Here is a 25,343-nt window from a genome sequence, read left to right on the forward strand (position 1 = left end):
AGCGGGGGCGGGGCTCCGGTGGGCGTCTTCGCGAGGGTGTGGCCGGAACCGGCCGCGTGGCCCGCGGGGCCTCAGAGCCGGGCGCGGAGGGCGTCCGCGCCGGGGCCGCCCAGCCCCTCCAGGGCCGCCCCGCGGCCCGAGAGGGCCAGGAGCAGGTCCAGCGCCGTACCGGAGACGACCGGGCCATCGCCCAGGCCGGGCCCTCCGCCGGCGGCGGCGAGCCGCAGTCCGGCGGCCCTCTCCCGGCCTCCGCCGTACGCCGCCGGCGTGCGGGCCTGGAGCCGGAGGGCGCGCTCCACCGCCTCCGGCGGGTACGCGCGGACGATCCCCAGGGGGCGCCGGATGTCCTCGCCGTGGACGACCTCCTCCACGAGCCGCGTGTCCAGGGGCGCCGGAGGCGCCGTCGTCCGCGGCGCGACCTCCCGCAGCCGCTCCAGGGTGTCGGCGGGGCCGTTCCCGCGCTCGCGGGCGACACCGGCCCCGTTGAGCCGGTCGAAGTCCAGCCGCGCCCGCAACATGCCCAGGACGAAGCCGACGCGCGTGGTCCGCGCGGAGTCGACCAGGTGCGCCGCCACGTCGTGGACGGTCCAGCCGTCGCAGAGCGAGGGCGTCCCCCACCGGTCCGGCGGCAGTCCGGCCAGGTCCTCGACGAGGGCGCGGCGTTCGGCGTGCACGAGCGCCCAGACCCCGTTCACGGCGCGACCGCCGCGACGCTCACCCGGACGCGGTCGCCCGCCTCCTTGCCCAGCGCCTTGCGCGTCGCGGCCTTGACCGAGCCCATGTGGCCGCCGTTCCCCGTGGGCATGAGCGTGATCTGCACGGGCACCTCGTCGAGGGTGCCGTGGACCCGCACCGGCCGCCGGGTGCCGAAGAAGGCCGCGGAGCCGGGCACGTCGAAGACGGTCCAGGAGCCGGCCTCCGGGCCGGTGCGCAGTTCGGCCTCGAAGACGAGAGGTGTGTCGGCGGACATGGCGGCCCCACTTTCTGGACTGATGAGTCTTACTTCTCTGAGATTAGACTGCGCAGTATGATTTCTGCAAGAGAAGAAGTGTGAGGAGTGAGCGCGTGCGCCCCAGTTCGGTCCGGAAACGGGAGGCCGCCCTCGCGGCGGCCGAGCGCCAGTTCCTGGCCACCGGGTACGAGTCGGTGACCATGGACTCGATCGCGAGCGAGTCCGGTATCGCGAAGCAGACGCTGTACAGCCACTTCGGCAGCAAGCGGGAGCTGTTCCTCGAACTGGTCACCGCAAAGACGGTGGCGGCGAGCGAGCACGTGCTCGCCGAGCCGCCGCGGCCCGCGCCCGGCTCCGACCCGCGCGCGGTGCTCGGCGAGGTGCTCCGCGCCCAGTTGGCGACGGTGCTGGACCCGGCGATCCTGGGCCTGCGGCGGTTGGTGATCGGCGAGGCGACCCGGTCCCCGGAGCTGGCCGCCGCGCTGTACGAGCACGGCCCCCGCCGGGCGATCGCCTCGCTCGCAGCGACCCTGCGCGCCCTCGACGGCCTCGCGATCCTGGACGTGCCCGACCCCGGGCTCGCCGCGACCCACCTGAACTGGCTGGTCATGGGCGAGCCGGTCAACCGCGCCATGCTGTTGGGCGACGGGGCCGCGCGCCTGGACGAGGACGAGGTCGAACGGCACGTCCAGGCGGCCCTGGACACCTTCCTGCCGAGCGTGCTGCCGGGGCGGGAGCGGTAGCCCGCCCCGGGCGGAGCGCCGGGGCACCGCCCGGGGCGGTCCCCGGGCCCGGGCGGCGCGGTGTCACATCAGGGGGACGCGGTCCGTCCCAGGGGTGTAAACGACCCCGAACGGTCCGGAGCCGAACGATGTCCTTTCTCCACCTCGCCGCCGTCCTGCCCGCGGCGCTCCTCTGCGCCGCCGCGGCGGTCGCGAACCTCACCGGCCACCGCTACCCGCGCGAGGAGGCGGACCGGCTGGGTGTGCCCCGCACATGGATCCCCGTGCTGGGCACACTGCTCGGCGCGGGTGCGCTGGGGCTGCTGGCCGGCCTGGCCGTACCCGCCGTGGGGCTGGCCGCCGCCGCAGGGCTCGTCCTGTACTTCGTCGGCGCCCTCGTCGCCCACCTGCGCGTCGGGGACCTCCGCCTCGGTGCCTGGGCGCTGTTCTCCGTCCTGTCCGCGGCGGCCCTGGCCGCCTACCTGCTGCTCTGATCCCGGGGCCCCGGCCGCCCGCCCGCTCCGACCCCCGCACCGAGGGCCCCGACGGCGAGGGCGGCCAGGGCGAGCCCCGCCGCGCCCCACAGCAGCGGGGCGGTCCCCGCGGCGTCGACGACGGCTCCCCCGGCGAAGGCGCCCAGAGCGATGGAGGCGGTGAAGACCCCGACGTACAGGCCGGTGACGTGTTCGACGCGGTCCGGCGCCGCCGCGGTCATCCAGAGCTGCCCGGACACGGAGAGACCGCCGTAGGCCGCCCCCCACAGGGCGACCGCCGCCACCGCCGCGGCGGCCGTCCCGGAGGCCGCCAGCACGGCGACGGCCGCGGCGATCCCCCCGGCCAGCAGCAGGACCGTCGGCCCGGGCCGGCGGGCCGCGAGGGCCCCGGCGCCGAAGTTGCCGGCGAGCCCGAAGACCCCGTACAGCAGCAGGAGCACGGCGATCGCCCCCGCCGGGAACCCCGCCCGGTCCTCCAGGACCGGGCGGACATAGGTGTAGGCGGCGAAGTGCGCGACGACCAGGAGCGCCACGGCGGCCAGGCCGGCGGCGACCGCCGGACGGAGCAGCCGACGGCGTTCGCCGCCGTCCTCCGCTCCGGCGGGCTCCGGGCGCCGCAGCCGGGGCAGCACGGCCGCCAGCCCGATGGCCAGCACGAACGCGAGGGCGGCGAACACCGCGAACGCCGCCCGCCAGCCGGCGAGTCCGCCGACCAGGGTGCCCAGCGGCACGCCCAGAACGGAGGCGGCGGCCACCCCGCCGACGGTGACCGACACGGCCAGGGCGGCGTCGCGCGGCGCGACCAGGCGGACGGCGACCGCCGCCGCCAGGCCCCACACCGCCCCCATCCCGATCCCGAGGACGATCCGCGAGACGACGAGGAGCCCGAAGCCTCCGGCCAGGGCGGTCAGCAGGTTGCCCAGGCCCAGGACGGCCATCGCCGCCGCGAGCACGACGCGGCGGTCGAGGTCCCCCAGCAGGCGGGGCACCACGGGCGCGACCGCCGCAGCGACCAGCCCGGTGACCGTCAGGCTGGTGCCCGCCGCCCCGGGGGACACCCCGAGGCCCTGTGCCATCGGGGTCAGCACCCCCACGGGCAGCATCTCGGACGTCACCACGGTGAACGTGGCCGATGCCAGGACGGCGACCGCGGCCCGGCCGCGGGGAGAGGTCCGCGCGTGCTCGCGCGCGGGAGGAGAGAGTCGTTCCATGGGGTCCACCCCACCGCTCCGGGGCCCCGGGAACAACGGCGATCCACTCAAGGATCGATGAGCTAGGCTCATCGATATGCCGGACACCCCTCCTTCGACGAACCGGGTCCCCCCGATGAACCAGGTGCACCTCCAGCAGGTCGAGTGCCTGGTCACCCTGGCCGAGGAGCTGCACTTCGGCCGGACCGCCGAGCGCCTGGGCTACTCCCAGTCCCGTGCCAGCCAGCTCATCGCCTCGCTGGAGGGGCGCGTCGGCGCGCGGCTGGTGGAGCGCACCAGCAGGCGGGTGGCGCTCACCCGCCTGGGCGCCGAGTTCGTCGAGGAGGTCCGCCCCGCCTACCGGGCGCTGGCGGCCGCGTTCTCCCGGGCGCGCGAGAACGCCATGCGGGGCGCGCTGCGGGAACTGCGCATCGGCTTCACCGGCATGGTGTACGAGGAGGTCACCCGGACGTTCCGCGCCCTGCGGGAGGAGCACGGGGTCTCGGTGCACACCTGCGACCTGCCCCTGGGCACGCCCTTCGCGGCGGTGCTGGAGGGCGCGGTGGACGCCGTGATCGCCGAGCTCCCCGTCCACGAGCCGGAACTGACGGTCGGGTTCCTCTTCCCGCCCCAGGACCGGCTGCTCGCCCTGGCCGGAGGCCACCCGTGGGCGGACCGGGAGGCGGTCCCGGTGGAGGACCTGGCCGGGTCCGACCTGCTGCACCGCGTCGGCGACGCCCCGGACTACTGGACGGCCGCCCACACCCCGCCGGCCACCCCGGCGGGCCGCCCCATCCCCTCCACCCGGGGCGTCGCCACCCTCCAGGAGGGGCTCGCCCTGGTGGCCTCAGGACACCACACCATGCTGGTCTGCCGCCCGCTGAGCGAGCACAGCACCCGCACCGACGTGCGGTTCCTCCCGGTCCGGGGGCTGGAGGGGTCGAGCCGCCTCGGGCTGCTCTGGCGGACCGACCGCACCGTCCCCCCGCTCACCGCCCTGGCCCGACTGCTGGCCGACACCCACGAAACGCCGAACCCCTCCCCCGCCTGACCCGCCCCGCGGGCGCGCCGGTCAGGCGACGCGCCGGGGCGCCCCCCCGGCACCGGGCACCCCGACCAGGACACCTGGGAGGACGCCGCCGCCACCCACCTCCGCGGCGTCGTCCAGACGCACCGCCCGAGGCGGTGCGGCCGCGGTCCCGGACGGTCGGCAAGGGCTCCGGAGTGCTCCCCGGCACACGGAAAAGGGCGTTCACCGAGGTGAACGCCCTTCATCTGTCGGGACGGCGGGATTTGAACCCACGACCCCTTGACCCCCAGTCAAGTGCGCTGCCAAACTGCGCTACGTCCCGCCGGCGCCACCGCAGCGGCGCCAACAGGTGAAACCCTATCGCATTCCGGGAGCCGCCCGGAACAAGGGGTCCCGGGCGTCCGGCGCCGTCAGTCCGGGGCGCAGACGTAGTAGTTGTTGAACCGGTCGGTGTCCACCTCCGCGACCCGCACACGGCCGAACCCCGCCTCGGCCAGCATGGCGCACGCCTTCTGCTCCCCCCACGCCGAGCCCAGGCCGTCGCCGCCCAGGGCCAGGGACACCGTCATGCAGTGCATGAGGGAGACCGTGTAGAGGAACGTCGCCCAGGGCAGGCCCGCGTTCTCGTGCAGCTCGCTGGACGCCCTGACGTCCACCATGAGGAACCGGCCGCCCGGCCGCAGCGCCCGGTGGATCCCGGCGAGCACCCGGGCGGGGTGCGCCTGGTCGTGGACGGTGTCGAAGGCGGTGATGAAGTCGAAGCCGTCCTCGATGTCCAGTGTCGCGACGTCGCGCAGCTCGAACCGCACGTTGGACAGCCGCATCGCGTCGGCCTCCCCCTGGGCGTAGGCGACGGCCTGCGGGGAGAAGTCGTAGCCGACGAACCGGCTGCGCGGGTAGGTCAGGCCCATGACGTTGACGGCCCGGCCGCGCCCGCAACCGACGTCGGCCACGTCGGCGCCCAGCGCCAGCCGTTCGGGCATGCCCTCCACCAGCGGCAGCACCGTGCCGATGAGGGAGGCGTCGACCAGGACCCCGCTGTCCCCGGCCGCGGTCTCCTGAAAGTCCTCGTAGGCGCTGTAGGGGACGCCGCCGCCGCTGCGGAACGCCTCCTCCACCCGGTCCTCCACGCGCGCCAGCATGGACAGGACCGGCAGGAGCCGGGCGAGGTTGCCGGGGCCGGCCGCCCGGGTCAGGCAGGCGGCGTGCTCGGAGGTCAGCAGGTAGGTGCCGGTCCGAGGGTCGTGCTCGACCACGCGGGCCATGGTGGCGCCGGCCAGCCATTCGCGCACGTAGCGCTCGTTCAGGCCGGCCGCCCGGGCCACCTCGGGGGCGCTCATCGACCCCCGGCCCGCCATGGTGTCGAAGAGCCCGAGCCGGTGCCCCAGACCGCACAGCAGGGCGGCGCTGCCGGATTCCATGAAGCCGATCAACCGGTCGGAGAACTCCTCCGCCGATTCCCGCTCCGGTGCTCGATCCGTGGTCTGCGCGGTCATCGCGGACTCCTCGCTCGGGGGCGACCCGTCCGCCGCGAAGGCGGTCGGTCGGCGCGCCGGCCCCCGTGTCCACAGGACTCTCGTGCGGTTCCCCTCCGGCTCACAGGGCGCATCGGCCACCACTCGTCAACCGGACATTTTACGCTTTTCACCCCCGAATTCCGGGTGCTCCCGCAATCCGGCCACCTGTGGCCACGCGCCCGCCCCGGCGCGACGGCGGTCCGGCGACGGATCGTGGGGAAACCCTCCCGGAGCGTGCGCGCCGCCCCTACGCTGGTGCCGTCCGCCCGCGCGGCACGGCCGGCGCGGCACCGGCGGACGGCACGGGCCGCCGCGGCGGCGTATCGGGAAGGACTCCGCATGGCCTCCGACGGCATCGGGGAGATCGAGGAAACCGCCGGCTCCGACATCCCCTTCGGCACCCGCCTCAAGCTCCACCGCTCCCGCAGAGGACTGACCCGCGAAGTCCTGGGCGGGCTGGTGGGCCGCTCCGCCTCCTGGGTGAAGGCCCTGGAGACCGGCCGCCTGGGCACCCCCAAACTGCCGCTGCTGCTCAAGCTGGCGGACGCCCTGCGGATCCGCGACCTGGCCGAGCTGACCGGGGCCGGGTCGATCCCGGTCGAGCCGTTCAGCGGCCCCGGGCACCCGCGCCTGCCCGCCGTGCGGGCGGCGGTCAACGCCTTCGCGCCCGCCGCCGACCGCCCCGTGCCGGGGCTGCCCCACCTGCGGGCCCGGCTGCGCGGGGCGTGGCGGGCCCGGCACGCGGCCCCCGACCACCGCGAGGTGCTGGGCGCGCTGCTGCCGGAGCTGATCGAGGACGCGCAGGCCGCCGTGCACGCGGCGGACCGCGAGTCCCACCGGCGGGCCGCCCGCGCGGTGCTGTCCGAGGTGTACTCGCTGGCGCAGTTCTTCATCGCCTACCAGCCCGCGCAGAGCCTGCTGTGGCGGGTGTGCGAGCGCGCCGTGGTGACCGCGCGCGAGGCCGACGACCCGCGCGCCCTGGGCATCGCCGCCTGGCTGATGGTCCAGGCGCACCGCGACGCCGGCGACTGGGACGCCGCGGACGCGGTGGCCGAGGGGGCACTGGCGCACCTGGGCGCCCACCTGGACCGGCGGGATTCCGACGAGCTCCGGTCGCTGTGGGGCTCCCTGCAGTTCGAGGCCGGGTACACCGCCGCCCGGCGCGGCGAGAGCGGCGCTGCCTGGCACCGGTGGGACACGGCGCGGCGGGCCGCGGAGCGGCTTCCGGCGGGGTTCTACCACCCGGTCACCTCGTTCTCCCGGGCCGTCATGGGCGCGCACGCGGTGACGGTGGCGGTGGAGCTGCGCAACGGCGGCGAGGGGGTGCGCCAGTCGCTGCGGTCGGAGGCGCACACCATCCCGTCGCGGCCGCGGCGGGCCCGGCACCGGATCGAGCAGGCCCGGGCGTACCGGCTGGACGGGCGGGAGGGCGAGGCGCTGCGGCTGCTGGCGCAGGCGCACGCGATCGCCCCGGAGACCATCCGCTACAACGGGCACGCCCGCGCCATGATCATGGAGGGCCTGCACTCGCGCGAGCACCGCGCGCGGGCGGCCGGGCTGGCCGACCGGGTGGGCGTCCCGGCCTGAGCCGCGCCCGCCCCGCCGACCGGAGCGCCCGTGACCTGGTCTTTGCCGGACAGGGGGCACATTCCCTACCCCCTGCGGGGCGCGGGCCGGGTTAGCGTCGGTGGGGTCCCGGACCGGGAGGGGGTCCGGGACCCCACCGACGGTTTCGAGGAACACCGACGATGATGCGCATCGGCGGCCGCCCACGGGGCGGTCGCGAGTGAACGGCGGAGCGGTGACGCCCGTCCCCGGCGACAGGACCGCCTCCCGGGAGACGGCGCGGACGGCGGACGGCGGCGCCGGGGAGGCCGTGAAGGCGGTGGTGGTCCACGACCGGGCGGAGATCGAGGCCTGGGCGCGGTCCCGGGGCGTCGCGGTCCGGCAGGTGGACGAGGACTGGGAGTCCATCACCTACGAGGCGGAGGCGGTGGAGCCGGACGGGACGCGGGCCCGCTGCCGGTACCGGTACCCGATCCCGCGGCCGGCGGCGCTGCGCCGCCTGGCCCGGACCTACGTGGTGGGGATGGTGCACGACGCGGGACGGGCGCGCTGCCACCACGTGCGCCGGGTGATCCCGGTGGGCGCGACCGAGGACGAGCTGCGCCGCAACGCCGTCCTCGTCGCCTCGGCGCTGATCGACCTGCAACGCCATGAGCGCTGCGGCGCCAGCGTGGTCACCCTGACCGCGTACACGGTCGTGTCGGCCCTGGAGTGGAAGGGCTGACCCGGCGCCGGGCGGCGCCTGCGGCGGCAGCGCCGGCGACACCGCGCGGCACGCCGGAGCCGTGCCCCCGCGGCGCCCCCGCCCGTGAGCCACGTCACCCGTACCCGACCGGCGACCCGTGCTAGGTTCCCGTATTGAAACGATCGATTCAAAACGGATCGCCCCCGCGTCCCCACGGCCCTGCCCCGCCCTCCCCTGCGACCCCTTCACGGATCGGACGACCGACGACATGAGCGACATCCCCGACGGCGAGCGGACCCTCGTGACCGGCGGAGGCCGCGGCATCGGCGCGGCCACCGCCCCGCGGCCGACCCGCCCCTCCCCGCCTCCGCCCCCTTCGCCCCGGGCCCGCGCACCGGTTCTGGTCCGAACGTTCCACAACCGGGTAGCGTGGCGCCCATGGGAAGACCACGGGGGTTCGACGAGGAGCAGGTGGTCAGGGCCGCCCGCGACGTGTTCTGGGAGAAGGGGTTCGACGGGACCTCCACGGCCGACCTGTGCGCGGCCACCGGACTGAACCGCTCCAGCCTGTACAACACGTTCCGGTCCAAGGAGCACCTGTTCCTCAGGGCCCTGGCGCGGTACACGACGGACACCACCGACGGCCAGGTGGAACTCCTGGACGACGACGGCCTCAGCGGCCTGGACCGCATCCGGGCGCTGCTCGCCCGCATCGTGGACGACGCGGTGCGGATCCGGGAGGAGGGCCCCGGGTCGGGCTGCTTCGTGGTCAACACGACCACGTCGTTCGCCGCGCACGACCCGGCGGTCGCCCGGCTGCTCGGCACCGACCGCGACCGGCGCCTGGCGTCGCTGCGCACGGCCGTCCTGGCGGGCCGCGCCGACGGGTCGGTCCACCCGGACCGCGAGCCCGAGGCGACGGCCTGGTATCTCGTCTCGGTGATCTCCGGCATCCGGGTGGCGGGGCAGTCCGGCGCCCGGCGGGAGGTCCTGGAGTCCGTCGCCGGGACCGCGGTCGAGGCGCTGCGGGCCTGAGCCCGGCCCCCTCCGGCCGGGCTTCGCACACCCCAATTTTGAAACGATCAGTACAAAAAACGAAGGAGAGCCCCCGTGCCCCCTGCCGTGCCCCTCCTGGCACTCGGCCTGTTCACCATGGTCACCAGCGAGTTCCTGGTCGGCGGCCTCATGCCGCAGATGGCCGAGGACCTGGGGACCAGCGTCACCCGCATCGGCCACCTCATCACCGCGTTCGCCCTGGCCATGGCCCTGGGCGGCCCGGCCGCCGCCCTGGCGGTGCGCCGCCTGCGCCCCGACCGCGCCCTGCTGGCACTGTTCGCCGTCTTCCTCCTGGGCAACGCGCTGGCCGCCCTCGCCTGGTCCTATCCCGCCGTGTTCGTCGCCCGGGTCCTCACCGGGGCGGCCGCCGGCGGCTTCTTCGGGGTGGCGGTGTCCACCGCCTCCCGCCTGGTCCCCGCCCACCTGCGCGGCCGCGCCGTCGGCACGGCCCTCCAGGGGGTGATGGTGGGCACCCTGCTGGGACTCCCGCTGTCGACGCTCCTGGGCGGATGGCTCGGCTGGCGGGCCGCCTTCGCCGCCGTCGGCGTCCTGACCGTCGCGGTGGCCGCGGCCACCGCCCGGTACCTGCCCCGCCTGGAGCCGACCGCGACCGCCCACGGGCACGGCGGCCGGACCGATGGCGGAACCGGCGGCGGGATCGACGCCGGGGACGGCGCGGACGGCGCCGGGACCGCGAAGCGGGCCGGGACCGGCGAGGCCGCGGCGCTCCGCGACCCCCGCCTGTGGGCGGTCATGGCGACCTCCACCCTGATCATCAGCGCGACCTTCAGCGCGTTCAGCTACTTCACCCCGATCCTCACCGAGGTCACCGGCCTGCCCCGGGAGCTGGTCCCGCTGCTGCTGTTCGGCTACGGCGCGGCCACGGTCGCGGGCACCGCTGTGGTGGGCCGACTGGCCTCCTCCCACGCGGTCGCCGCCATCGTGGCGGGGCTGGCCCTCAACACCGTGTTCCTGACCGGGTTCGCCCTGTTCGCCGCGTCCCCGGTCCCGGCGCTGGTCGCCATGGCGGGCATCGGCCTGGTCGGCATCACCCTCAACCCGGCGATGGTCACCCGCGTGCAGCGGGTGGGCGGGGCCGGGACCATGGTCAACACCGCGCACAGCTCGTTCATCACCCTGGGCGTGGTGGTCGGCTCCTGGGCGGGCGGGGAGGGCATCGCGGCCTTCGGACTGCGCGCGCCCCTGTGGATCGGTGCCGCGCTGGCGCTGCTCGCCCTGCTCGCGATGGCGCCCGCGGTCCTGGCCTCCCGGCGGTCCGGCTCCCCCGCCGGGGCGGCGGCGGTGTCCGCATCCGGCCAGATATGAAAAACCCTCACCTTTATGACGGTTCACCGAGGCCGCCGCGAACGGTCGGCCACCGGGCTCCGACACGGCGGTGACCGGCCGGGACACACGCGGGGTCGGTGCGCCGTCACCGAGCGTTCCCGCTCCGGAGCCGAACCGGGAATCGTACCCACCGGCCCCGCGCCCCTCCCCGCGGGGGTGCGGGCACCCGTCCGCACCCCCGTTGCCAACGGGCCGGTCCCGGTCTTCAATGACGACGCCCCGTCCCCCCGCAAGGCCCGCCCCCCGGGCCGAAAGGACACCGTGCCCATGGCCTCCCTCGACCGCCGCCGCTTCCTCCTGGGGAGCGGACTCCTGGGGACCGCAGCCGGGCTGGGCCTGGCCGCCCTGCCCGCCGCCCCCGCGCACGCACTCGACGCCGCCTCCCTCGACCGCCTCGTCCGCCGGAGCCTGGCCCGGGCCGCCGCCCCCGAGGGCACCACCCTGGTCCAGGCCGCCGCGGCCGTCGGCGACGGCTACCGCCTCCTGTCCGCGGGTCCCGGCTGGCCGCTGGAGGTCCGCGAGGACCTCGTCCCCGCTCAGTCCGGCCGCGACGACCGGCGCGTCCCCCTGGCCGCGTTCGTCCAGTTCACCGATCTGCACATCGTGGACGCCCAGAGCCCGGTCCGCTTCGAGTACACCCACCCCCTGCTCGGCTCCAGCGCCCACCGCCCGCAGGAGACCCTGTCCGCCGTCGGCGCCTCCGCGCTGGTCTCCCGGGTGAACTCCCTACGGGTCGGGCCGATCACCGGGCGCCCCTTCGACTTCGTCATGACCACCGGCGACAACACCGACAACCACGAGCTGATCGAACTCGACTGGCTCATGGCCGTGTTCAACGGCGGAGACCTCACCCCCGACACCGGCGACCCGAGCCGCTACGAGGGCGTCCAGGACAGCGGGTCCGAGCTGTACTGGCACCCCGAACGCGACCTCGCCGACCGCTACAAGGCCGACCACGGCTTCCCCGTCCTGCCGGGCTTCCTGGCCGCCGCCCGGGCCGGGTTCCGCGCCCCCGGGCTCGACGTCCCCTGGTACTGCACCATCGGCAACCACGACGACACCCCGGCCGGGTCCCTGCCCGCCGGGACCCTGACCGAGTGCTTCACCGGCGACCGCAAGATCATGTACACCGACGAACGGGCCGCCGCCCGCACCGCCGAGGCCATGACCGAGGCCGACAGCGTCGGCGAGCTGCCCGCCGCCGTCGAGGGGCTGGCCGAGCCGGGGGCGGCGACCGCGGCCGGGTCGATCGTCTCCACCGTCACGGCCGACGAGCGCCGCGCCCCCTTCGACACGGCCGGGTTCGTCGCCGCCCACCGCGACGGGGCCAACACCGGCCCCGGGCCGGTCGGCCACGGCTTCACCGAGGAGAACGCCGACGGGGTGGACTGCTTCTACACGTTCACCATCGCCGAGGGCGTGACCGGGATCAGCCTCGACACCACCACCCTCGCCGGGCTGGCCAACGGCTCGATCGGGCACACCCAGTACCGCTGGCTGGAGAACACCCTGCGCGCGGGCAGCCCGGTCTACTACGACCTCCTCGGGCGGCGGCGCACCCAGCAGGTGACCGGCGAGCTGTTCGTACTGTTCAGCCACCACACCAGCGACACCATGGACAACCCGCTGCCGGACCGGCGCCGCCCCGCCGAGCTGCGCTACACGGGCGGGGTGCTGGTGTCACTGCTCAAGCGGTACCCCAACGTCCTGGCCTGGGTGAACGGGCACACCCACCGCAACACCGTGCGGGCGCACACCGCCGACCGTCCCGAGTGCGGGTTCTGGGAGATCAACACCGCCTCGCACATCGACCACCCGCAGCTGGCCCGCTGCATCGAGATCGTGGACAACGCCGACGGCACGGTGTCGCTGTTCACCACGCTCATCGAAGCGGACAGCCCCTACCGGGTGGAGCACGGCGACTTCTCGGCGGACGGCCTGGCCTCGCTGTACCGGGAGCTGTCGGTCAACGACCCCTACGCCGACGGCGCGAACCTGGGCTCGGCCCGCGACCGCAACGTCGAGCTCCTCGTCCCCGCCGTCCCCCCGACCCGCTAGCCCCCGGCCGGCGGCCCCGGGGCGCCCCGCCGTGCCGGCCTCGGCACGGCGGGGCCCGGGGCGGAGGAACCCGGCACGGCGGAACCCGCCGCAGCGGCCGCCGTCCGCCTACCATGTCCGCATGAGCGCCTTGTCCCCACGGCTGCGGGCGGTCGTCGACGCCCTCCCGCTGCGCCCCGGTCTGCGCGTGATCGAGATCGGCTGCGGCCCGGGCGCCGCGGCGCGCGAGGTCGCGCACCGGGTCGGCCCGGACGGCCACGTGCTCGCGGTCGACCGCTCCGCCGCCGCGATCGCGCAGCTCACCCGCTCGGCGCCGGACCTGATCGCGGCGGGCCTGCTCACCGCCCGGCAGGGCACCGCCGAGCAACTGGAGCTCGCCGAGGGCGAGGAGCCCTACGACCTCGCCTTCGCCGTCCGGGTGGGCGCGTTCGACGGGCGCCACCCCCGCGCCGGCGCGCTCGCGCTCGAACGGCTCGCCCGCGCCCTCGTGCCGGGAGGCGTGCTGCTCATCGACGGCGGCGACCCGCTGCGCGAGGTGGCCCTGCCCTCCTGACCCCCCGGTCGGCTGCGCCCCGGGGCCGGACCGGCTCAGCCCCGTTCCCGCGCCCGTTCCCGCAGCCGGGCCCGCTCCGCGTTCGCGACGATCGCGGCCCGCAGCCACTCCGCGGCGCCGGGGGCGGTGTTCTCCTCGATGCCCTGCCGGTACCTCTCGTCCTGGACGTAGAGCTCGCTCTTGGCCACGTGGAACCCGTGGTCCATCGCGTAGAACCACCGCGACACGTGGAGCCGGGACGCCTCCGCGACGTCCATCGCCTCCGTGCCGCGCGGATCCGCGCCGGCGGCCATCAGTTCGCGGATCCTCGCCTCGATGGCCGCGTTGTCCCGGTTGATCCGCTCCCACTCGGCCCGGCCGTACCCGGCGACGCGCCGGGCGGAGTCGGCGTACGCCTCGGTTCCGCCCCACCGGTGTTCGACCTCGTCGAGGTACTCCTCCTCGCGGTCCGCGAAACCGCCCCAGACCTCGCGCTTGTCGTCGTCCGACAGCGGGGACCCCGCTTCTCTCCTCGTCATGCCGCCATGGTGCGCCCTGACGCCGCGTCGGGGTCAAGTGCTCGGCGACCGGGCCCGACGTGTTCCGCCGACGGCGCGGCGGATGCGGCGGGTGCGGTGTCGTCTAGTGTGGGGGCGAACGAGAACCCCGCCGTGGCCGGGCTTTGCGGCGTTCGGACGCCGACGGCCCGCCTTCGCGGCGGCCCCCTGCGCACCGAGGTGGTTGCCCCATGACCGACGCCCCGTCCCCGTCCTCCCCCGCGGGCTCCGACGACCGCCCCCCGGCCATCGACACCACCCGGACCCACTCGGCCCGGATCTGGAACTACTGGATGGGCGGCAAGGACCACTACCCGATCGACCGGATCGCGGGCGACGCGGTGGCCGAGGGCTTCCCGGAGATCGTGGACCTGGCCCGCACCAGCCGCAAGTTCCTCATCCGCGTCGTCACCCACCTGACGCGGGACGTGGGCATCCGCCAGTTCCTCGACATCGGCACCGGGATGCCCACCGCCGACAACACCCACGAGGTCGCCCAGTCGATCGCCCCGGAGTGCCGGGTGGTCTACGTGGACAACGACCCCCTCGTGCTCGCGCACGCGCGCGCCCTGCTGGTCGGCACCCCCGAGGGGGCCACCGACTACATCGACGCCGACCTGCGCGACCCCGACGCGATCCTGGAGCGCGCCGCCAAGACCCTGGACTTCGACCAGCCCATCGCGCTCATGCTCATGGGGATCCTGGGCCACATCCCCGAGGACGACGTCCAGCCGATCGTGCGCCGCCTGCTGGACGCCCTGCCCTCCGGCAGCTACCTGGCCAGCTACGACGGAGCCAACACCAGCGAGGCCTACAACAGGGCCATCGAGGCCGGCAACGAGCAGGGCGACGTCCCGTACCTGCTGCGCAGCCCGGAGTTCATCGCCGCCCGGTTCGAGGGCCTGGAGCTGCTCGAACCCGGTGTGGTGCCCTGCCCCCGGTGGCGCCCGGCCCCCCTGGAGGTCCACACCAAGCGCGGCCTGGACCAGTACGGCGGCGTCGGCCGCAAGCCCTGACCCCGAGGCCGGTGCGGGCGGTGCCGCGGCGCGGCGCCGCCCGCCCGGGCCGGGAAGCCGCCACCACCGGCCGCCGGACCGTGCCCGGCGGCCGGCGCCCCCGGGTCGTCGACCGCCGGGTCGTCATCTCCGCGGCGACGTACCCGATCGACCCGTCCGGCGGGCGCCCGGGCCGGGGGCGGGAACGTCCGCCGAAGGGTCTACGGTGTCCGCGTGACGAACGGAACGGACGAGACCGTGGACAGGGTGCGGCGTTTCCGCGCCGGAGCAGTGGAACGGGGCCTGCCGCCGAACGCCGCGGAGAGGTGGGTGCGGTCCCTCCGGCCCGCGGCGTACCTGGCGGACGGCGGTGACGGACCGGTGGCGGCCCGCCTGGGCGGGCGGCCGCGACTGCCGCACGGGGCGCCCGTGCCCCCGCACGGCTTCGTCGCCTCCGTCGACTGCGCCCTCCTGCGCGCGGACGCCACCGACCCGCCGCTGCCCGCCGACGGCCACCTGCTGTTCTTCGCCGTGCCGGACATCGACTTCACGGGGCGCCGCGAGGACGTGGTGCGGTACGTCCCCGCCGGGACGGCGACGGCCGAGCTCCCCGCCGGCGAGGGCAGGGAGCTCTTCCCCGGGCGGGAGCTGCGCACGGTGGCGTACGGGCCCAGTACCCAGGAGTCCGGGAGCTTCACCAGGGACCAGTACGGGGATCCCCCTCCCCAGGACGAGTACATGCGGACCTACGGGCTGTCCGAGGCGTGGCACGCCGCGGGCGGCGACGGCCACGGCGGCGTCGACTGGCGCCTGCAACTGGGCGGCCACCCGTTGGTCCCCAACATCGACCCCCTGGAGGGACTCCGCGGCTACGACCCGGACGAGGAGGGCTCCGAGCGCACCCGCACAGGCGGCCGCGACGACTGGACGCTGCTGGCCACCTGGCGCTGCGGCGACGACGCCCCGGACGAGGTCGGGCTGGACGGGCTCGTGGTCCACTGGCTGGTCCTGCGCCGGGACCTGGCCGCCCTGCGCCTGGACCGGGTGCTCACCTTCGTGGACATGTGGGCCCCGTAGGGGGCACGGTCTCCCCCCTGACCTGGGACGCGGCGTTTACCGTCGCGCCCCGGGGGTCAGTGGCGAGCAGGACGGGGTCCGGCGTCCGGGCCGGAGCCCCACTGCGCCAGGGGGCGTCATGAGTACGGCGGGTCGGATGCTGGAGAGCCACCCCGGGGGCCCGGGCGGGGTGGACGTCGAGAAGCTGCGGGTGTGCATCGAGGCGTGCTTCGAATGCGCCCAGGCCTGTACCGCCTGCGCGGACGCCTGCCTGGGCGAGGAGGCGGTCGCGGAGCTGGTCGCGTGCGTGCGCACCGACCTCGACTGCGCCGACCTGTGCGAGACCACCGGTCGGGTGCTCTCGCGCCGCACCGGCCACGACGCCGACATCGCCCGCGCGGTGCTGGAGGCCTGCGCGCTGGCCTGCGAGAGCTGCGCCGACGAGTGCGAGCGGCACGCCTCCGTGCACGAGCACTGCCGGGTGTGCGCCGAGGCGTGCCGCCGCTGTGCCCGGGCCTGCCGGGAGCTTGCCGGCTCCCTGTGACCGGCCGGGGCGCCGACACCCCGGCCCGCGCGTCGGGCACGCGCCCGGAACACGAAGAAGGGCGTTCACTCGCGTGAACGCCCTTCGCCTGTCGGGACGGCGGGATTTGAACCCACGACCCCTTGACCCCCAGTCAAGTGCGCTGCCAAACTGCGCTACGTCCCGTCGGGCCAGGCCGCTGGCCTCGCCGACGGGAAAGACTCTATCGCATCCACCGGACCCTCCGCACCGCAATTGCGGGCGTGCGGCGCCGCACCTCCCTCATTCCCCGCGTCCGCCCATCGCGCGGGCGAACCAGGCGGAGGCGGCGCGGGCCGCCTCCGCCAGGGCGCCCTCCTCCTCGAACAGGTGCCCGGCGCCGGGGAGACCGTCCGCTGCGGCACAATGCCCCGGAGACGGCCTGCGGGTTCCCGTCGGCGGCACGGGCCGGCCCCGAACTGCACGCACGCCGCCGGGCGGGCGTCCGGCCCGCCGGCCTCCGCCCGGGCAGGTAGCCTTCCCACCGTGCGACTCTCCGACATCTCCGTACAGGGCGCTTCCGGCACGCCCTCCACGCGCGGCTCCGGCGGGCCGGGACCGGCACTGCAGCGGGCAGGCACGAGTGGTTGAGCCGACAGTCCGGCCCGGGGCCGGCGGCTGGCAGCCGCCGCAGGGGTCATGGGCCTCATCGGCCGCCAACCGGCGCAGCATGCGGGGCAACCGCAGCCGCGACACCAAGCCCGAACTCGCCCTCCGCAGACTGGTCCACGCCGTCGGCCTGCGCTACCGGGTGGCGGCCAAGCCGCTACCCAAGATGCGGCGGACCGCAGACCTGCTGTTCCGCCCCACCCGGGTGGCGGTGTTCGTGGACGGCTGCTTCTGGCACGGCTGCCCGGACCACTTCGTTCCGCCCAAGACCAATCCCGGGTACTGGGAGGACAAGATCAGCGGCAACGTCAGCCGGGACCGCGACACCGACGCCCTGTTGGAGGAGGCGGGATGGCTGGTGCTGCGCTTCTGGGAGCACCAGGACCCCGCCGAGTGCGCCGAGATCGTCGTCGAGGCCGTCTCAGCCCGTAAGGGCGAGCTGCAGCGGCCCCGTCGGCTCGGTTAGCCCCGGAGCCTGGTAGGCGGGCAGTTCGGCACCGGCATCCGCGGCCTTCAGCGCGTCGAGGATGGACCTGCCCACGGCTTCGGCCACCGGTGACGGGAACGCGTTGCCCACCTGCCGGTAAGCAGCGGTCTTGCGCCCCATGAACTCCCAGTCCTCGGGGAAGCCCTGGATGATCGCGGCCTGGGCGACCGTCAGCTTGGGCCCGCGCTCGCCGAACAGGTCCCGGTCCTCGTCCTTGGTCTTGCCGAGGTCGTCGGCGACGCCGTGCCCGTCCACACCCAGCTCGGCCCAGGCCCGCTTGGCGCGCGTGGGACCCAGGTCCGCTCCGCCGTGCTTCTTCGAGCCGCCCACGAGGGTCGGGGCGACTGTGCCCCGCTCCTCGGCCTTCCTCTTCCACCTGCGGTAGTAGTCCATCGCATCAGGGCGCTCCGAGGCCGCGTAGCGCGCCCTCATACTGGCGTCCAGGGCTTCGGCGACACTGACGGGGGCCGACCGGCCCCGGGGCGGCTGGAAGTGGGCGGCCCCGTCCGCCTGCATGGCGACCAGGATCGCCCGGGGGCGGAGCTGGGGCACACCGTAGTCACGGGCCTCCAGCACCTCCCAGCCGAGGATCTTGTAGCCCATCTCCTCCAAGCGTGCACGGATGCGGGTCCGGTAGGAGGCGAACTTGAGGAAGGGCTCGAGCAGGCCCCGCACGTTCTCGATCATCACCGCGCGGGGGCGCAGCTCTTTCACCATGTCGAGCATGACGGGGAACAGGTCCCGCTCGTCGTCCTCGCCCAGCTGCTTGCCGGCCAGGGAGAAGGGGGGGCAGGGAACGCCTCCGGCCAGGAGGCTAAGGGAGCCGGGGGGCACGATCTCCTTGAGCGCGTCCATGTCGAAGTCCGTCAGGTCCCAGTCCAGGACCTCGCAGTCCTCCCACTTCTGCTTGCCGGTGTTGTGCCGCAGCGTCTGCACGGCGTGGGGGTCGACCTCGATGAGCGCCCGGTGGCGGAAGCCGGCCCTGTGCAGTCCCACCGCCTGCCCGCCCGCGCCGGCGCAGATCTCCAGGGACGTGTACTCGTCCTCCCGCTCCGACATCATCTGCCTTTCTGTCCTCGCCCCGCCGACCGCTGCGACCCGACCGCTCCACACACATCGAACACCCGGCGGAAAAGCCGCCTGCGACCACGATGGTGCCACGGCACCCGGACGAAACCGCCGGCGCACCGGCAGGAGTTTCCCCACGGGATCCGCGATGCTCCTGAGGGGCGATTCTACGCATGTGCCCGAGCCCGGGAGCAGAACCGGGGGATCCCCCTCCGCAATACCCTGCGCGGGCACCGCCCGCCAGGGGCCTCCCCTCCCTGTTGCCGGCCCCTCGCCGGCCGCCGGAAGCCGACCGAACCGCCGACGGGCGCGCGCCGGGAGCACGCTCCGGGTGTGGCCTTCGGCACCCCGGCCGCCGGCACAGGAGGAGAGGTCCCACCCCGCCGCCCTCGCCTGCCGCCAACGGCGGCGGGGTGCCAGCGGTACGTCCGGCACCCCGTCGCCGAGACCCTTTCCGCACAACGGCGTCGGCCCCAGACGGATTCACGCCGTTTCCGCGCGCCAGAAAATCACCACAAAAGGGATATTAAACCCCGAAAACCCCAAAGGTGGGATCATAGGATCCCCCTTTCTCCGTGCACCGCCGCCGACAACGCCGACCGGCGGGCCCGCCTGCCGGTCCAAGGCGGACTCAAGAAACTGCAAGTAGATGCAAGAGGAAAACCCGCCGCATCTCCTTCCAAACCCACAGAAACTGGGTATAGTCGACTTCCGCCACCCGCAGGAAGCGCGGAGCCAGGGCGCGATCCGCCCTCGGCGCGCCCGCATCCCTGTCCCCCGCGCGCCTACCGGCACCCGCCTCCACGGAGGCGGAAGCACATACCCCCGGTCCTTTCAAAAGGACGAGAAAGCGAGCCCCCGGAGAGAACTCGCACAAGCGCTCCCCCGAACGCACACAGGCACCGGACCGGCCTTTCCGAAGGGCTTCCGAACACTGCGGCAACCAGACACGAGGTAAGCCATGCCTTCTTCCCCGAACCCAGGGGACAACGACGCCTCCCTCTTCGCGGACTTCCTGAAGGAACTCCTCGCAGAACACGGACTCCAGCAGAGCCAGGTAGCGCAGGCCGCCGAAAAGGTCCTGCAGCGCGACGCAAGCGAACGCGGACGCCTGAACCCGGTCTCCTGGTCAACGCTGAGCAGGACCCTCAACAAGAAGCTGAGCCGCCCGCCCTCACGGGCGAAGTTCAACACCATCGCCCTGGCCTGCCTGTATGCGGCAAGGGAAACGGCGGGCGAAGCCGACCCCCTGCCGGACTTCCGCGAGGCCGACCGGCTCTGGGGCCGGTGGCAGGAGTTCCGCTGGCAGGCCCTGCCCGCAGAGTTCCGGGACTACCCGAAGGGGCACCAGCGCCCCCCCGACGGCGCCCGGCCCACACCGGCCAGGGCGCCCCGGAAGGACGCCGAACAGCTCAGGTACGAGGCGGCCTACGGAAGGGCGGGGACCGCCCTGCTCTCCGCTGCCCGCCCGCCGGGGGCGGACCCCGAGGCGGCCCTGGTCCTCGCACTGCTGCGCCTCCTCGACGGCCACCCCGGGGAGGGCGATGCCTGGCTCCGTGCGGCGGGGGCCCTGGGAAGCGCTGAGGCGGCCGGCCTCCTGGGGGTCGAGGCACCGCAGGAGCGCAAGCTCAGCGCTGCCAGGCAGGCCGTCGAGACGGCCGCCTCCGCCAGCGGCCTCCTCAACGAAGGGGAGATCCGGCCGCTGCTCCTCGAACGGGCGGCACGGTCAGGCCTCCGCGAGGCGGCGCACCAGCTGGCCGCCTACTACGCCGGCGCCGGGGAAGAGGGCCACGCCGCCCGCTGGAGCACGGCCGCGGTCCAGGCGAACTAGAAGAGACAGCACGACGGACACTGGAGGGAGAGCGCTCATGCGCCCTACATGGAACGACCCGGAACTGCGGGCCGGCACGAAGATCAAGGTCGCCCTGTGGCTCCTGGACGAGGTCGGGGAGGGGAACTTCTTCACCAAGGCCCAGCTGAGGGAGGCGTTCCCCGGGGTCGAGCAGGTCGACCGCCGTATGCGCGACCTCAGGGCCAACGGCTGGGTCATCAACACCAACCGCGAGGACCCCGGCCTTCCGCTGAACACGCTGTGCTTCGTCCGGGCGGGCGACGCCGTGTGGGACCCCCGTGCCCGCAGGAGCGCGCCGCAGGAGATCAGCAGCAAGGAGCGTGCCGCCGTCATCGCCGCCGACGACTACATGTGCACCGTATGCGGTATCGCCGGCGGCGAGGAGTACCCCGATTCCCGGCGGGGGGAGACGGCACAGCTCTCCGTGAGCGCCAGGAAGGAGACCCTCGAGGACGGGTCCGTGGAGCAGCGGTACGTGACCCAGTGCAAGCGGTGCAAGGCCGGCGGCGCCCAGGAGGCGGCTCCTCAGCTGCAGGACGTCCTGACAGCACTCGACATGCTCAGCGCGGCAGAGCGCGAGGAGCTCGCGCAGTGGGTCCGGCGCGGCAGGAGGAGCCCCCGGAGGGTGGAGCAGCTCTGGACCGAGTTCCGCCGCCTCCCGTCCGGTTCGCGCGCGTTCGTGGCCGATCGGCTGCGGCACCGGCCGTAGGCGGGCAAGCGGGCCCGAAACCCCCGCCGGCCGGGACCGGTGCGCGTCCCGGCCGGACAGACACGAGAAGGAAAGGCGTAGACATGAACCCCGCAGAGATCGCAGAGACGCCCGCCGGCAGCGCGGTCCGCACCATGGTGGAGGCCCGGCTGGAGGAGGCCCGCAGGTCCGGTGAAGCACCTGAGACCGTACGGGTCGAGTGGCGCGGGCAGCCGACCAACTTCAAGGTCATCACCGTGCCGACCGAGGTCCTCCTCTACAACCCGGCGACCCACCGGATCCGGGCACAGCGCTCCCACGACCCGGTGTTCGATGCCAGGCTCGCGGAGGACCCCTGGTCCGAGGAGAGCCAGGAGTACCTGCACAAGCTCCTCCGGTGCAAGCCGGACAACCCCGACGCCACGGACCCCGACTTCGAGAAGCTCAGGGACGACCTGGAGGCGTACGGCCAGAAGGACGCGGGGATCATCACCCCCAGCGGAATCCTGGTCAACGGCAACACCCGGTGCGCGGCCCTCAGGGACCTGAAGGAGCGCGACTTCCGGGCGGCCGTCCTGCCGGCCACGGCCACCTGGGCCGACATCGCGGCGGTCGAGCTGGAGCTGCAGCTCAGGAAGGACCGCCGACGCGACTACTCCTACATCAACCGTTTGATCGCGGTCCACGAGCAGACCTCGGCGGGACGTACCCCGGAAGAGCTGGCGAAGGCCTTCCGGACCACGCCGAAGGCGATCAAGCGCGACCTGTGGGTGTACGACTTCATCTCCGACGCGATCGACCGGAGCCGGGAGCGGCTCGCCGGAGGGGACGAGACCAGCCTGCGCCTGATGGACTTCGAGGGCCACCAGGAGACCCTGTCCGAGCTGCACCGCAGCTACCACCAGGCAGCCGACGCGGGCAAGGCCGAAGCGCTGCGGGAGAACCGGCTGCTCGCCATCGTCCTGGGCACCGCCAAGACCAAGGTCCGCTACGTCGGCCACGACTTCCACAACTCCTACCTCGTCCCCGTGCTGGGCGAGGGGTTCGCCCGGCCGGCCGACCCGGCGGAGGAGCCCTTCTCCCTTCCCGGCCTCGACCTCGGCGACGGCCTGCCCCTCCCGGCCGACGACCCGGAGACCCTGCGTGCGCGTGCCTTCACCGACCGGGTCCTCCAGGCCAAGGCCAGGCAGGCCGCCGCCCCCCTGCTCACGGCCGAGGAGTCCTCCGAAGCCCGGACCGTGCTCAACCAGGTGAAGGACGCGGTCGAGCAGGGGGTGCAGAAAGCCGAGTGGGCGACCCTCCGCGCCAAGCGCAAGACCGCCGCGGCCAAGACCCTCCGGGACGCCGCAGAGCTCATCGGCGAGTCGACGCAGCAGGCCTCGCAGGCACGCAGCCAGGACCTCATGGAGCACCAGGCCCTGGACGAGTCGCTCCTGGAACTCGCGGCCGCCCTGAAGAAGCTCTCGCGCGTCGCCTCCCGGGGTGTGGACCAGCCCGGGCCCGGACTGTCCTGGCTGCAGGACGCGGTCGCAGACCTGTGAAGGAAGACTCTCCCTTGCCCACTCTCGCCATCAGGCTCTCCCCGTCCGGTACCGCCGTGGTCCTGGAGGCCGATTCCTCCTACACGGCCGAACTCGGCCGAATGGCCCGCCGGTTCCGCGGCTCGGCCCACCGGTCCCCGGACACCGTCCACGTCCCCCTCGACGACTTCCTCTCCGCCTTCCAGGCGCTCCAGCACTGGCCGTCGCAGGACGTCCGCTGGGACACGTCGGTCGCCAACCTCGTCAAGGACTCCGTACGCGAGGCGGGGGAGGCCAGCGCCAGGCTCAACGGCGACGGCCCCGCCCCCTCCGAGGTCTCCGCCGACGAGGTCGGCGAGCTGCTCGAGCCCGGCTGGCTGGCCCCCCTGACGGCTTTCCAGCGCAGGGATATCGGCAGGCTCCTCTCGATGCGGCACGGCGCCAACTTCAGCGTTCCCGGCGCAGGGAAGACACGGGTCGCCCTCGCCGACTTCCACGCGTCCCGGAACCGGGGCGAGGTCTTCCGCATGCTCGTCGTGGCACCGAAGTCGGCCCACGGAAGCTGGACGGAGGAGGTGAAGCTGTGCTTCGAGAAGCCACCCGTCGTCCACATCGCCGACGGCGGGATGCTGGACCCCCTGGCCGAGGTCGTGGTCATCAACTACGAGCGCCTCGCCGGCAGCCAGGACGCGCTGGCGAAGTGGCTCAGCGCGGAACCGTCCATGCTGGTCCTGGACGAGGCGCACCGCATGAAGCGCGGCGCGCAGGGCGTCTACGGGGCGGTCTGCCTGTCCCTGGGGCCGCTCGCGCGGCGCCGGCTCGCCCTCAGCGGCACGCCGGCGCCCAACGGTGCCAAGGACCTGCAGAGCCTCTTCTCCTTCGTCTGGCCCGGCCAGGGGGGCAGGAGGGTCGAGCGCGCCATCGCCGACCGCAGCCTGCGCGAGGCCAGTGCGGAGCTCAAGCCGCTCTTCTGCCGGACGACCAAGCAGGAGCTCGGCCTTCCGCCCCTCGACCCCCGTGTCGTCCGCGTCGGCCTCGACGACTGGCACCGGGAGCTCTACTCGGCGATCGCCGGGGAGGAGGGCCTCCGGGCCGCGGGCAGCGGCCAGGGCAGCGAGGGCCTGGAGAAGTACGGCCGGGTCTCCATGTACCTGATCATGGCTGCGGCCTCCCCCGCCCTGCTGTCGGAGGGCGGGAGCAGGTACGAGCCCCTGCCCTACGACCTCCCCCGCCTGGAGGTCCCGCGGAACCCGTCCCTCAAGCACATGTTGGACAACCTTCCCCGCTACGAGGACTCCCCGAAGTACAAGAAGGCCTGTGAGATCGTGCGCGCGAACGCCGCACGGGGGCGGAAGACGATCGTCTGGTCGACGTTCGTCCGCAGCCTGACCACGCTCGAGAGGATGCTGGGGGACTGCGCTCCCGCCGTCGTCCACGGCGGCACCCCTGACCGCGACGAGCAGATCGAGCGGTTCCGCAAGGATCCCGGATGCCTCGTCCTGCTGTCCAACCCCGCGACCCTCGGTGAGGGCATCAGCCTCCACCAGGTCTGCCACGAGGCCGTGTACGTGGACCGGGACTTCACCGCAGGCCGGTTCCTGCAGAGCCTGGACCGGATCCACCGCCTCGGCCTGGCTCCCGGCACGGAGACGAACGTGCGGATCCTGGTCGCGGAGAAGACGATCGACGAAGTCATCGAGGAGCGCCTGGCCGCCAAGCTGCGCTTCATGGGGGCGGTCCTCGACGACCCCGGTGTCGAGCAGCTCGCGGACCTGGCCGACGAGCCCGCCGCCCCGGCAGGGCTGGAGCGCTCGGACATGGGGGCCCTGCTGGACCACCTGTACGGCGCTCCCCGGCAGTGACACGGATCCGTCCGCGCCGGGCCCGCACCGGCCCGGTGCGGAGACCCGGGCGGCTGCCCGTACAGAGCCCTACCGCGTGACGTGATCGGGCCCGGGGTCCAGCGCACCTCCCGGGCCCGGTTCACGCCGTGTGCACGGGGTCCCGGGGGCGGCGGAGCCCGTCCCCGGGCCCCCGGCACGGAGAGCCGACAGGGCACGGGCGGAACCGCCCGGCCCGAACGCCACCTCCCTCATTCCCCGCGTCCGCCCATCGCGCGGGCGAACCAGGCGGAGGCGGCGCGGGCCGCCTCCTCCAGGGCGCCCTCCTCCTCGAACAGGTGCCCGGCGCCGGGGACCACGTGGATCCGGCCGGGTCCGCCCAGCGCGTCGAGGGCGCGCTCGTTGAGTTCCAGCACACGCGTGTCCGCGCCGCCGACGACGAACAGAACCGGGGCGCGCACCCGCCGCAGCGCCTCCTCGCCGGCCAGGTCGGGGCGGCCGCCGCGGGAGACCACGGCGGCCACCCGCCCGGGGCGCTCGGCCGCGCACCGCAGGGCCGCGGCGGCCCCCGTGCTGGCGCCGAACAGCCCGACCGGCAGCCCCGCCGTGCCCTCCCACTCCGCCAGCCGGTCCACCGCGCCCGTGAGGCGCCCGGTGAGCAGCCCGATGTCGAAGCGCAGCCCGGCCGTGGCCCGGTCGACGCGCTCCTCCTCCGGGGTGAGCAGGTCGAACAGCAGCGTCGCGATCCCCGCGTCCCGCAGGACGGCGGCGACGGCCCGGTTGCGGGGGCTGCGCCGGGAGCTGCCGCTGCCGTGGGCGAAGGCCACCGCGCCGACGGCCGCGGGCGGCAGGTCCAGGTCCCCGTCGAGTGCGGCGTCCGCGGTGCGCACCGTCACCTCGCGCCCGGTCATGGCGTCTCCTCCCGGCCGGTCCCCTCGACGGGTCCGCTACCCCCGGGC

At 74.5% G+C, this 25,343-nt stretch carries 24 protein-coding genes and 2 tRNA genes; 17 read left to right on the top strand and 9 right to left on the bottom strand.

Annotated features, from left to right (window positions below; genetic code table 11):
• Positions 1–71: 71 nt before the first annotated feature.
• Both K1J57_RS31785 and K1J57_RS31790 read right to left on the bottom strand, forming a co-directional pair.
• On the bottom strand, positions 72–695 hold the full coding sequence (locus K1J57_RS31785; RefSeq protein ID WP_220562380.1) for a maleylpyruvate isomerase family mycothiol-dependent enzyme: 624 nt from the start codon (positions 693–695) through the stop codon (positions 72–74).
• Complete coding sequence (locus K1J57_RS31790; RefSeq protein WP_220562381.1) at positions 692–970, bottom strand: DUF1905 domain-containing protein; 279 nt, start codon at positions 968–970, stop codon at positions 692–694. Before K1J57_RS31790 ends, K1J57_RS31785 begins: the two co-directional genes overlap by 4 nt.
• A gap of 95 nt (positions 971–1,065) precedes the next feature.
• Here K1J57_RS31790 and K1J57_RS31795 point away from each other — a divergent pair, with 95 nt between their 5' ends.
• Complete coding sequence (locus K1J57_RS31795; protein WP_220562383.1) at positions 1,066–1,695, top strand: TetR/AcrR family transcriptional regulator; 630 nt, start codon at positions 1,066–1,068, stop codon at positions 1,693–1,695.
• Between the two features lie 128 nt (positions 1,696–1,823).
• Positions 1,824–2,168: a DoxX family protein gene (locus K1J57_RS31800; protein WP_220562384.1), complete on the top strand. Its 345-nt coding sequence runs from the start codon at positions 1,824–1,826 to the stop codon at positions 2,166–2,168.
• Here K1J57_RS31800 and K1J57_RS31805 read toward each other — a convergent pair.
• Positions 2,153–3,379 (bottom strand): MFS transporter, encoded by a 1,227-nt coding sequence (locus K1J57_RS31805; RefSeq protein WP_220562386.1) that lies wholly within the window; start codon positions 3,377–3,379, stop codon positions 2,153–2,155. The genes K1J57_RS31800 and K1J57_RS31805 overlap by 16 nt on opposite strands.
• Positions 3,380–3,494: 115 nt before the next feature.
• Between K1J57_RS31805 and K1J57_RS31810 the strand changes: the two genes are divergently transcribed.
• On the top strand, positions 3,495–4,409 hold the full coding sequence (locus K1J57_RS31810; protein ID WP_220562388.1) for a LysR family transcriptional regulator: 915 nt from the start codon (positions 3,495–3,497) through the stop codon (positions 4,407–4,409).
• Positions 4,410–4,636: 227 nt separating this feature from the next.
• On the opposite strand, the gene K1J57_RS31815 is transcribed toward K1J57_RS31810, so the two are convergent.
• Together K1J57_RS31815 and K1J57_RS31820 are read right to left on the bottom strand one after the other, a co-directional pair.
• Positions 4,637–4,710 (bottom strand) — tRNA-Pro (locus K1J57_RS31815).
• A gap of 88 nt (positions 4,711–4,798) precedes the next feature.
• Entirely contained in the window at positions 4,799–5,884 is a 1,086-nt protein-coding gene (locus K1J57_RS31820; protein WP_220562390.1) for a class I SAM-dependent methyltransferase, read from the bottom strand.
• Positions 5,885–6,244: 360 nt separating this feature from the next.
• On the opposite strand from K1J57_RS31820, the gene K1J57_RS31825 reads away from it, so the two are divergent.
• The 6 genes from K1J57_RS31825 (at position 6,245) to K1J57_RS31850 (ending at position 13,170) form a co-directional block, all read left to right on the top strand.
• Positions 6,245–7,492, top strand: a complete 1,248-nt coding sequence (locus tag K1J57_RS31825; RefSeq protein WP_220562391.1) for a helix-turn-helix transcriptional regulator — start codon at positions 6,245–6,247, stop codon at positions 7,490–7,492.
• A gap of 214 nt (positions 7,493–7,706) precedes the next feature.
• Positions 7,707–8,195, top strand: a complete 489-nt coding sequence (locus tag K1J57_RS31830) for a hypothetical protein (RefSeq protein WP_255646747.1) — start codon at positions 7,707–7,709, stop codon at positions 8,193–8,195.
• Between the two features lie 399 nt (positions 8,196–8,594).
• Entirely contained in the window at positions 8,595–9,191 is a 597-nt protein-coding gene (locus K1J57_RS31835; protein ID WP_220562393.1) for a TetR/AcrR family transcriptional regulator, read from the top strand.
• A gap of 75 nt (positions 9,192–9,266) precedes the next feature.
• Positions 9,267–10,538 (top strand): MFS transporter, encoded by a 1,272-nt coding sequence (locus tag K1J57_RS31840; protein WP_220562394.1) that lies wholly within the window; start codon positions 9,267–9,269, stop codon positions 10,536–10,538.
• Positions 10,539–10,826: 288 nt separating this feature from the next.
• Positions 10,827–12,617, top strand: coding sequence for a TIGR03767 family metallophosphoesterase (locus K1J57_RS31845; RefSeq protein ID WP_220562396.1), 1,791 nt, complete (start codon positions 10,827–10,829; stop codon positions 12,615–12,617).
• A gap of 121 nt (positions 12,618–12,738) precedes the next feature.
• Positions 12,739–13,170, top strand: a complete 432-nt coding sequence (locus tag K1J57_RS31850; RefSeq protein ID WP_220562397.1) for a cyclopropane-fatty-acyl-phospholipid synthase family protein — start codon at positions 12,739–12,741, stop codon at positions 13,168–13,170.
• Between the two features lie 35 nt (positions 13,171–13,205).
• Here the strand turns inward: K1J57_RS31850 and K1J57_RS31855 are convergent, their stop codons facing one another.
• Positions 13,206–13,688 (bottom strand): TipAS antibiotic-recognition domain-containing protein, encoded by a 483-nt coding sequence (locus tag K1J57_RS31855; RefSeq protein WP_220562398.1) that lies wholly within the window; start codon positions 13,686–13,688, stop codon positions 13,206–13,208.
• Positions 13,689–13,897: 209 nt separating this feature from the next.
• Here K1J57_RS31855 and K1J57_RS31860 point away from each other — a divergent pair, with 209 nt between their 5' ends.
• The 3 genes from K1J57_RS31860 to K1J57_RS31870 all read left to right on the top strand — a co-directional run bounded on the left by K1J57_RS31860 (position 13,898) and on the right by K1J57_RS31870 (position 16,301).
• Complete coding sequence (locus K1J57_RS31860) at positions 13,898–14,722, top strand: SAM-dependent methyltransferase (RefSeq protein ID WP_220562399.1); 825 nt, start codon at positions 13,898–13,900, stop codon at positions 14,720–14,722.
• A gap of 213 nt (positions 14,723–14,935) precedes the next feature.
• On the top strand, positions 14,936–15,778 hold the full coding sequence (locus K1J57_RS31865; RefSeq protein WP_220562400.1) for a DUF1963 domain-containing protein: 843 nt from the start codon (positions 14,936–14,938) through the stop codon (positions 15,776–15,778).
• A gap of 118 nt (positions 15,779–15,896) precedes the next feature.
• Positions 15,897–16,301 (top strand): four-helix bundle copper-binding protein, encoded by a 405-nt coding sequence (locus K1J57_RS31870; protein ID WP_220562401.1) that lies wholly within the window; start codon positions 15,897–15,899, stop codon positions 16,299–16,301.
• A 91-nt stretch (positions 16,302–16,392) separates the two neighbouring features.
• On the opposite strand, the gene K1J57_RS31875 is transcribed toward K1J57_RS31870, so the two are convergent.
• Positions 16,393–16,466 (bottom strand) — tRNA-Pro (locus tag K1J57_RS31875).
• 523 nt (positions 16,467–16,989) lie between these two features.
• Between K1J57_RS31875 and K1J57_RS31880 the strand changes: the two genes are divergently transcribed.
• Entirely contained in the window at positions 16,990–17,394 is a 405-nt protein-coding gene (locus K1J57_RS31880; protein WP_220562402.1) for a very short patch repair endonuclease, read from the top strand.
• Here K1J57_RS31880 and K1J57_RS31885 read toward each other — a convergent pair.
• A complete protein-coding gene (locus tag K1J57_RS31885; RefSeq protein WP_255646748.1) occupies positions 17,350–18,477 on the bottom strand; it encodes a DNA cytosine methyltransferase in 1,128 nt (375 codons plus the stop codon). The two genes, K1J57_RS31880 and K1J57_RS31885, sit on opposite strands and share 45 nt — an antisense overlap.
• Before the next feature lie 967 nt (positions 18,478–19,444).
• On the opposite strand from K1J57_RS31885, the gene K1J57_RS31890 reads away from it, so the two are divergent.
• The 4 genes from K1J57_RS31890 (at position 19,445) to K1J57_RS31905 (ending at position 24,405) form a co-directional block, all read left to right on the top strand.
• Positions 19,445–20,314, top strand: coding sequence for a hypothetical protein (locus tag K1J57_RS31890; RefSeq protein WP_220562403.1), 870 nt, complete (start codon positions 19,445–19,447; stop codon positions 20,312–20,314).
• Positions 20,315–20,351: 37 nt separating this feature from the next.
• Positions 20,352–21,044: a hypothetical protein gene (locus tag K1J57_RS31895; protein WP_220562404.1), complete on the top strand. Its 693-nt coding sequence runs from the start codon at positions 20,352–20,354 to the stop codon at positions 21,042–21,044.
• Positions 21,045–21,127: 83 nt separating this feature from the next.
• Positions 21,128–22,564, top strand: a complete 1,437-nt coding sequence (locus K1J57_RS31900) for a hypothetical protein (RefSeq protein ID WP_220562405.1) — start codon at positions 21,128–21,130, stop codon at positions 22,562–22,564.
• A 14-nt stretch (positions 22,565–22,578) separates the two neighbouring features.
• Complete coding sequence (locus K1J57_RS31905) at positions 22,579–24,405, top strand: DEAD/DEAH box helicase (RefSeq protein WP_255646749.1); 1,827 nt, start codon at positions 22,579–22,581, stop codon at positions 24,403–24,405.
• A gap of 230 nt (positions 24,406–24,635) precedes the next feature.
• Here the strand turns inward: K1J57_RS31905 and K1J57_RS31910 are convergent, their stop codons facing one another.
• Positions 24,636–25,295: a dienelactone hydrolase family protein gene (locus K1J57_RS31910; RefSeq protein ID WP_220562406.1), complete on the bottom strand. Its 660-nt coding sequence runs from the start codon at positions 25,293–25,295 to the stop codon at positions 24,636–24,638.
• Positions 25,296–25,343 lie beyond the last annotated feature (48 nt).

Source organism: Nocardiopsis sp. MT53 (assembly GCF_019598965.1).
GTDB lineage: Bacteria > Actinomycetota > Actinomycetes > Streptosporangiales > Streptosporangiaceae > Nocardiopsis > Nocardiopsis changdeensis.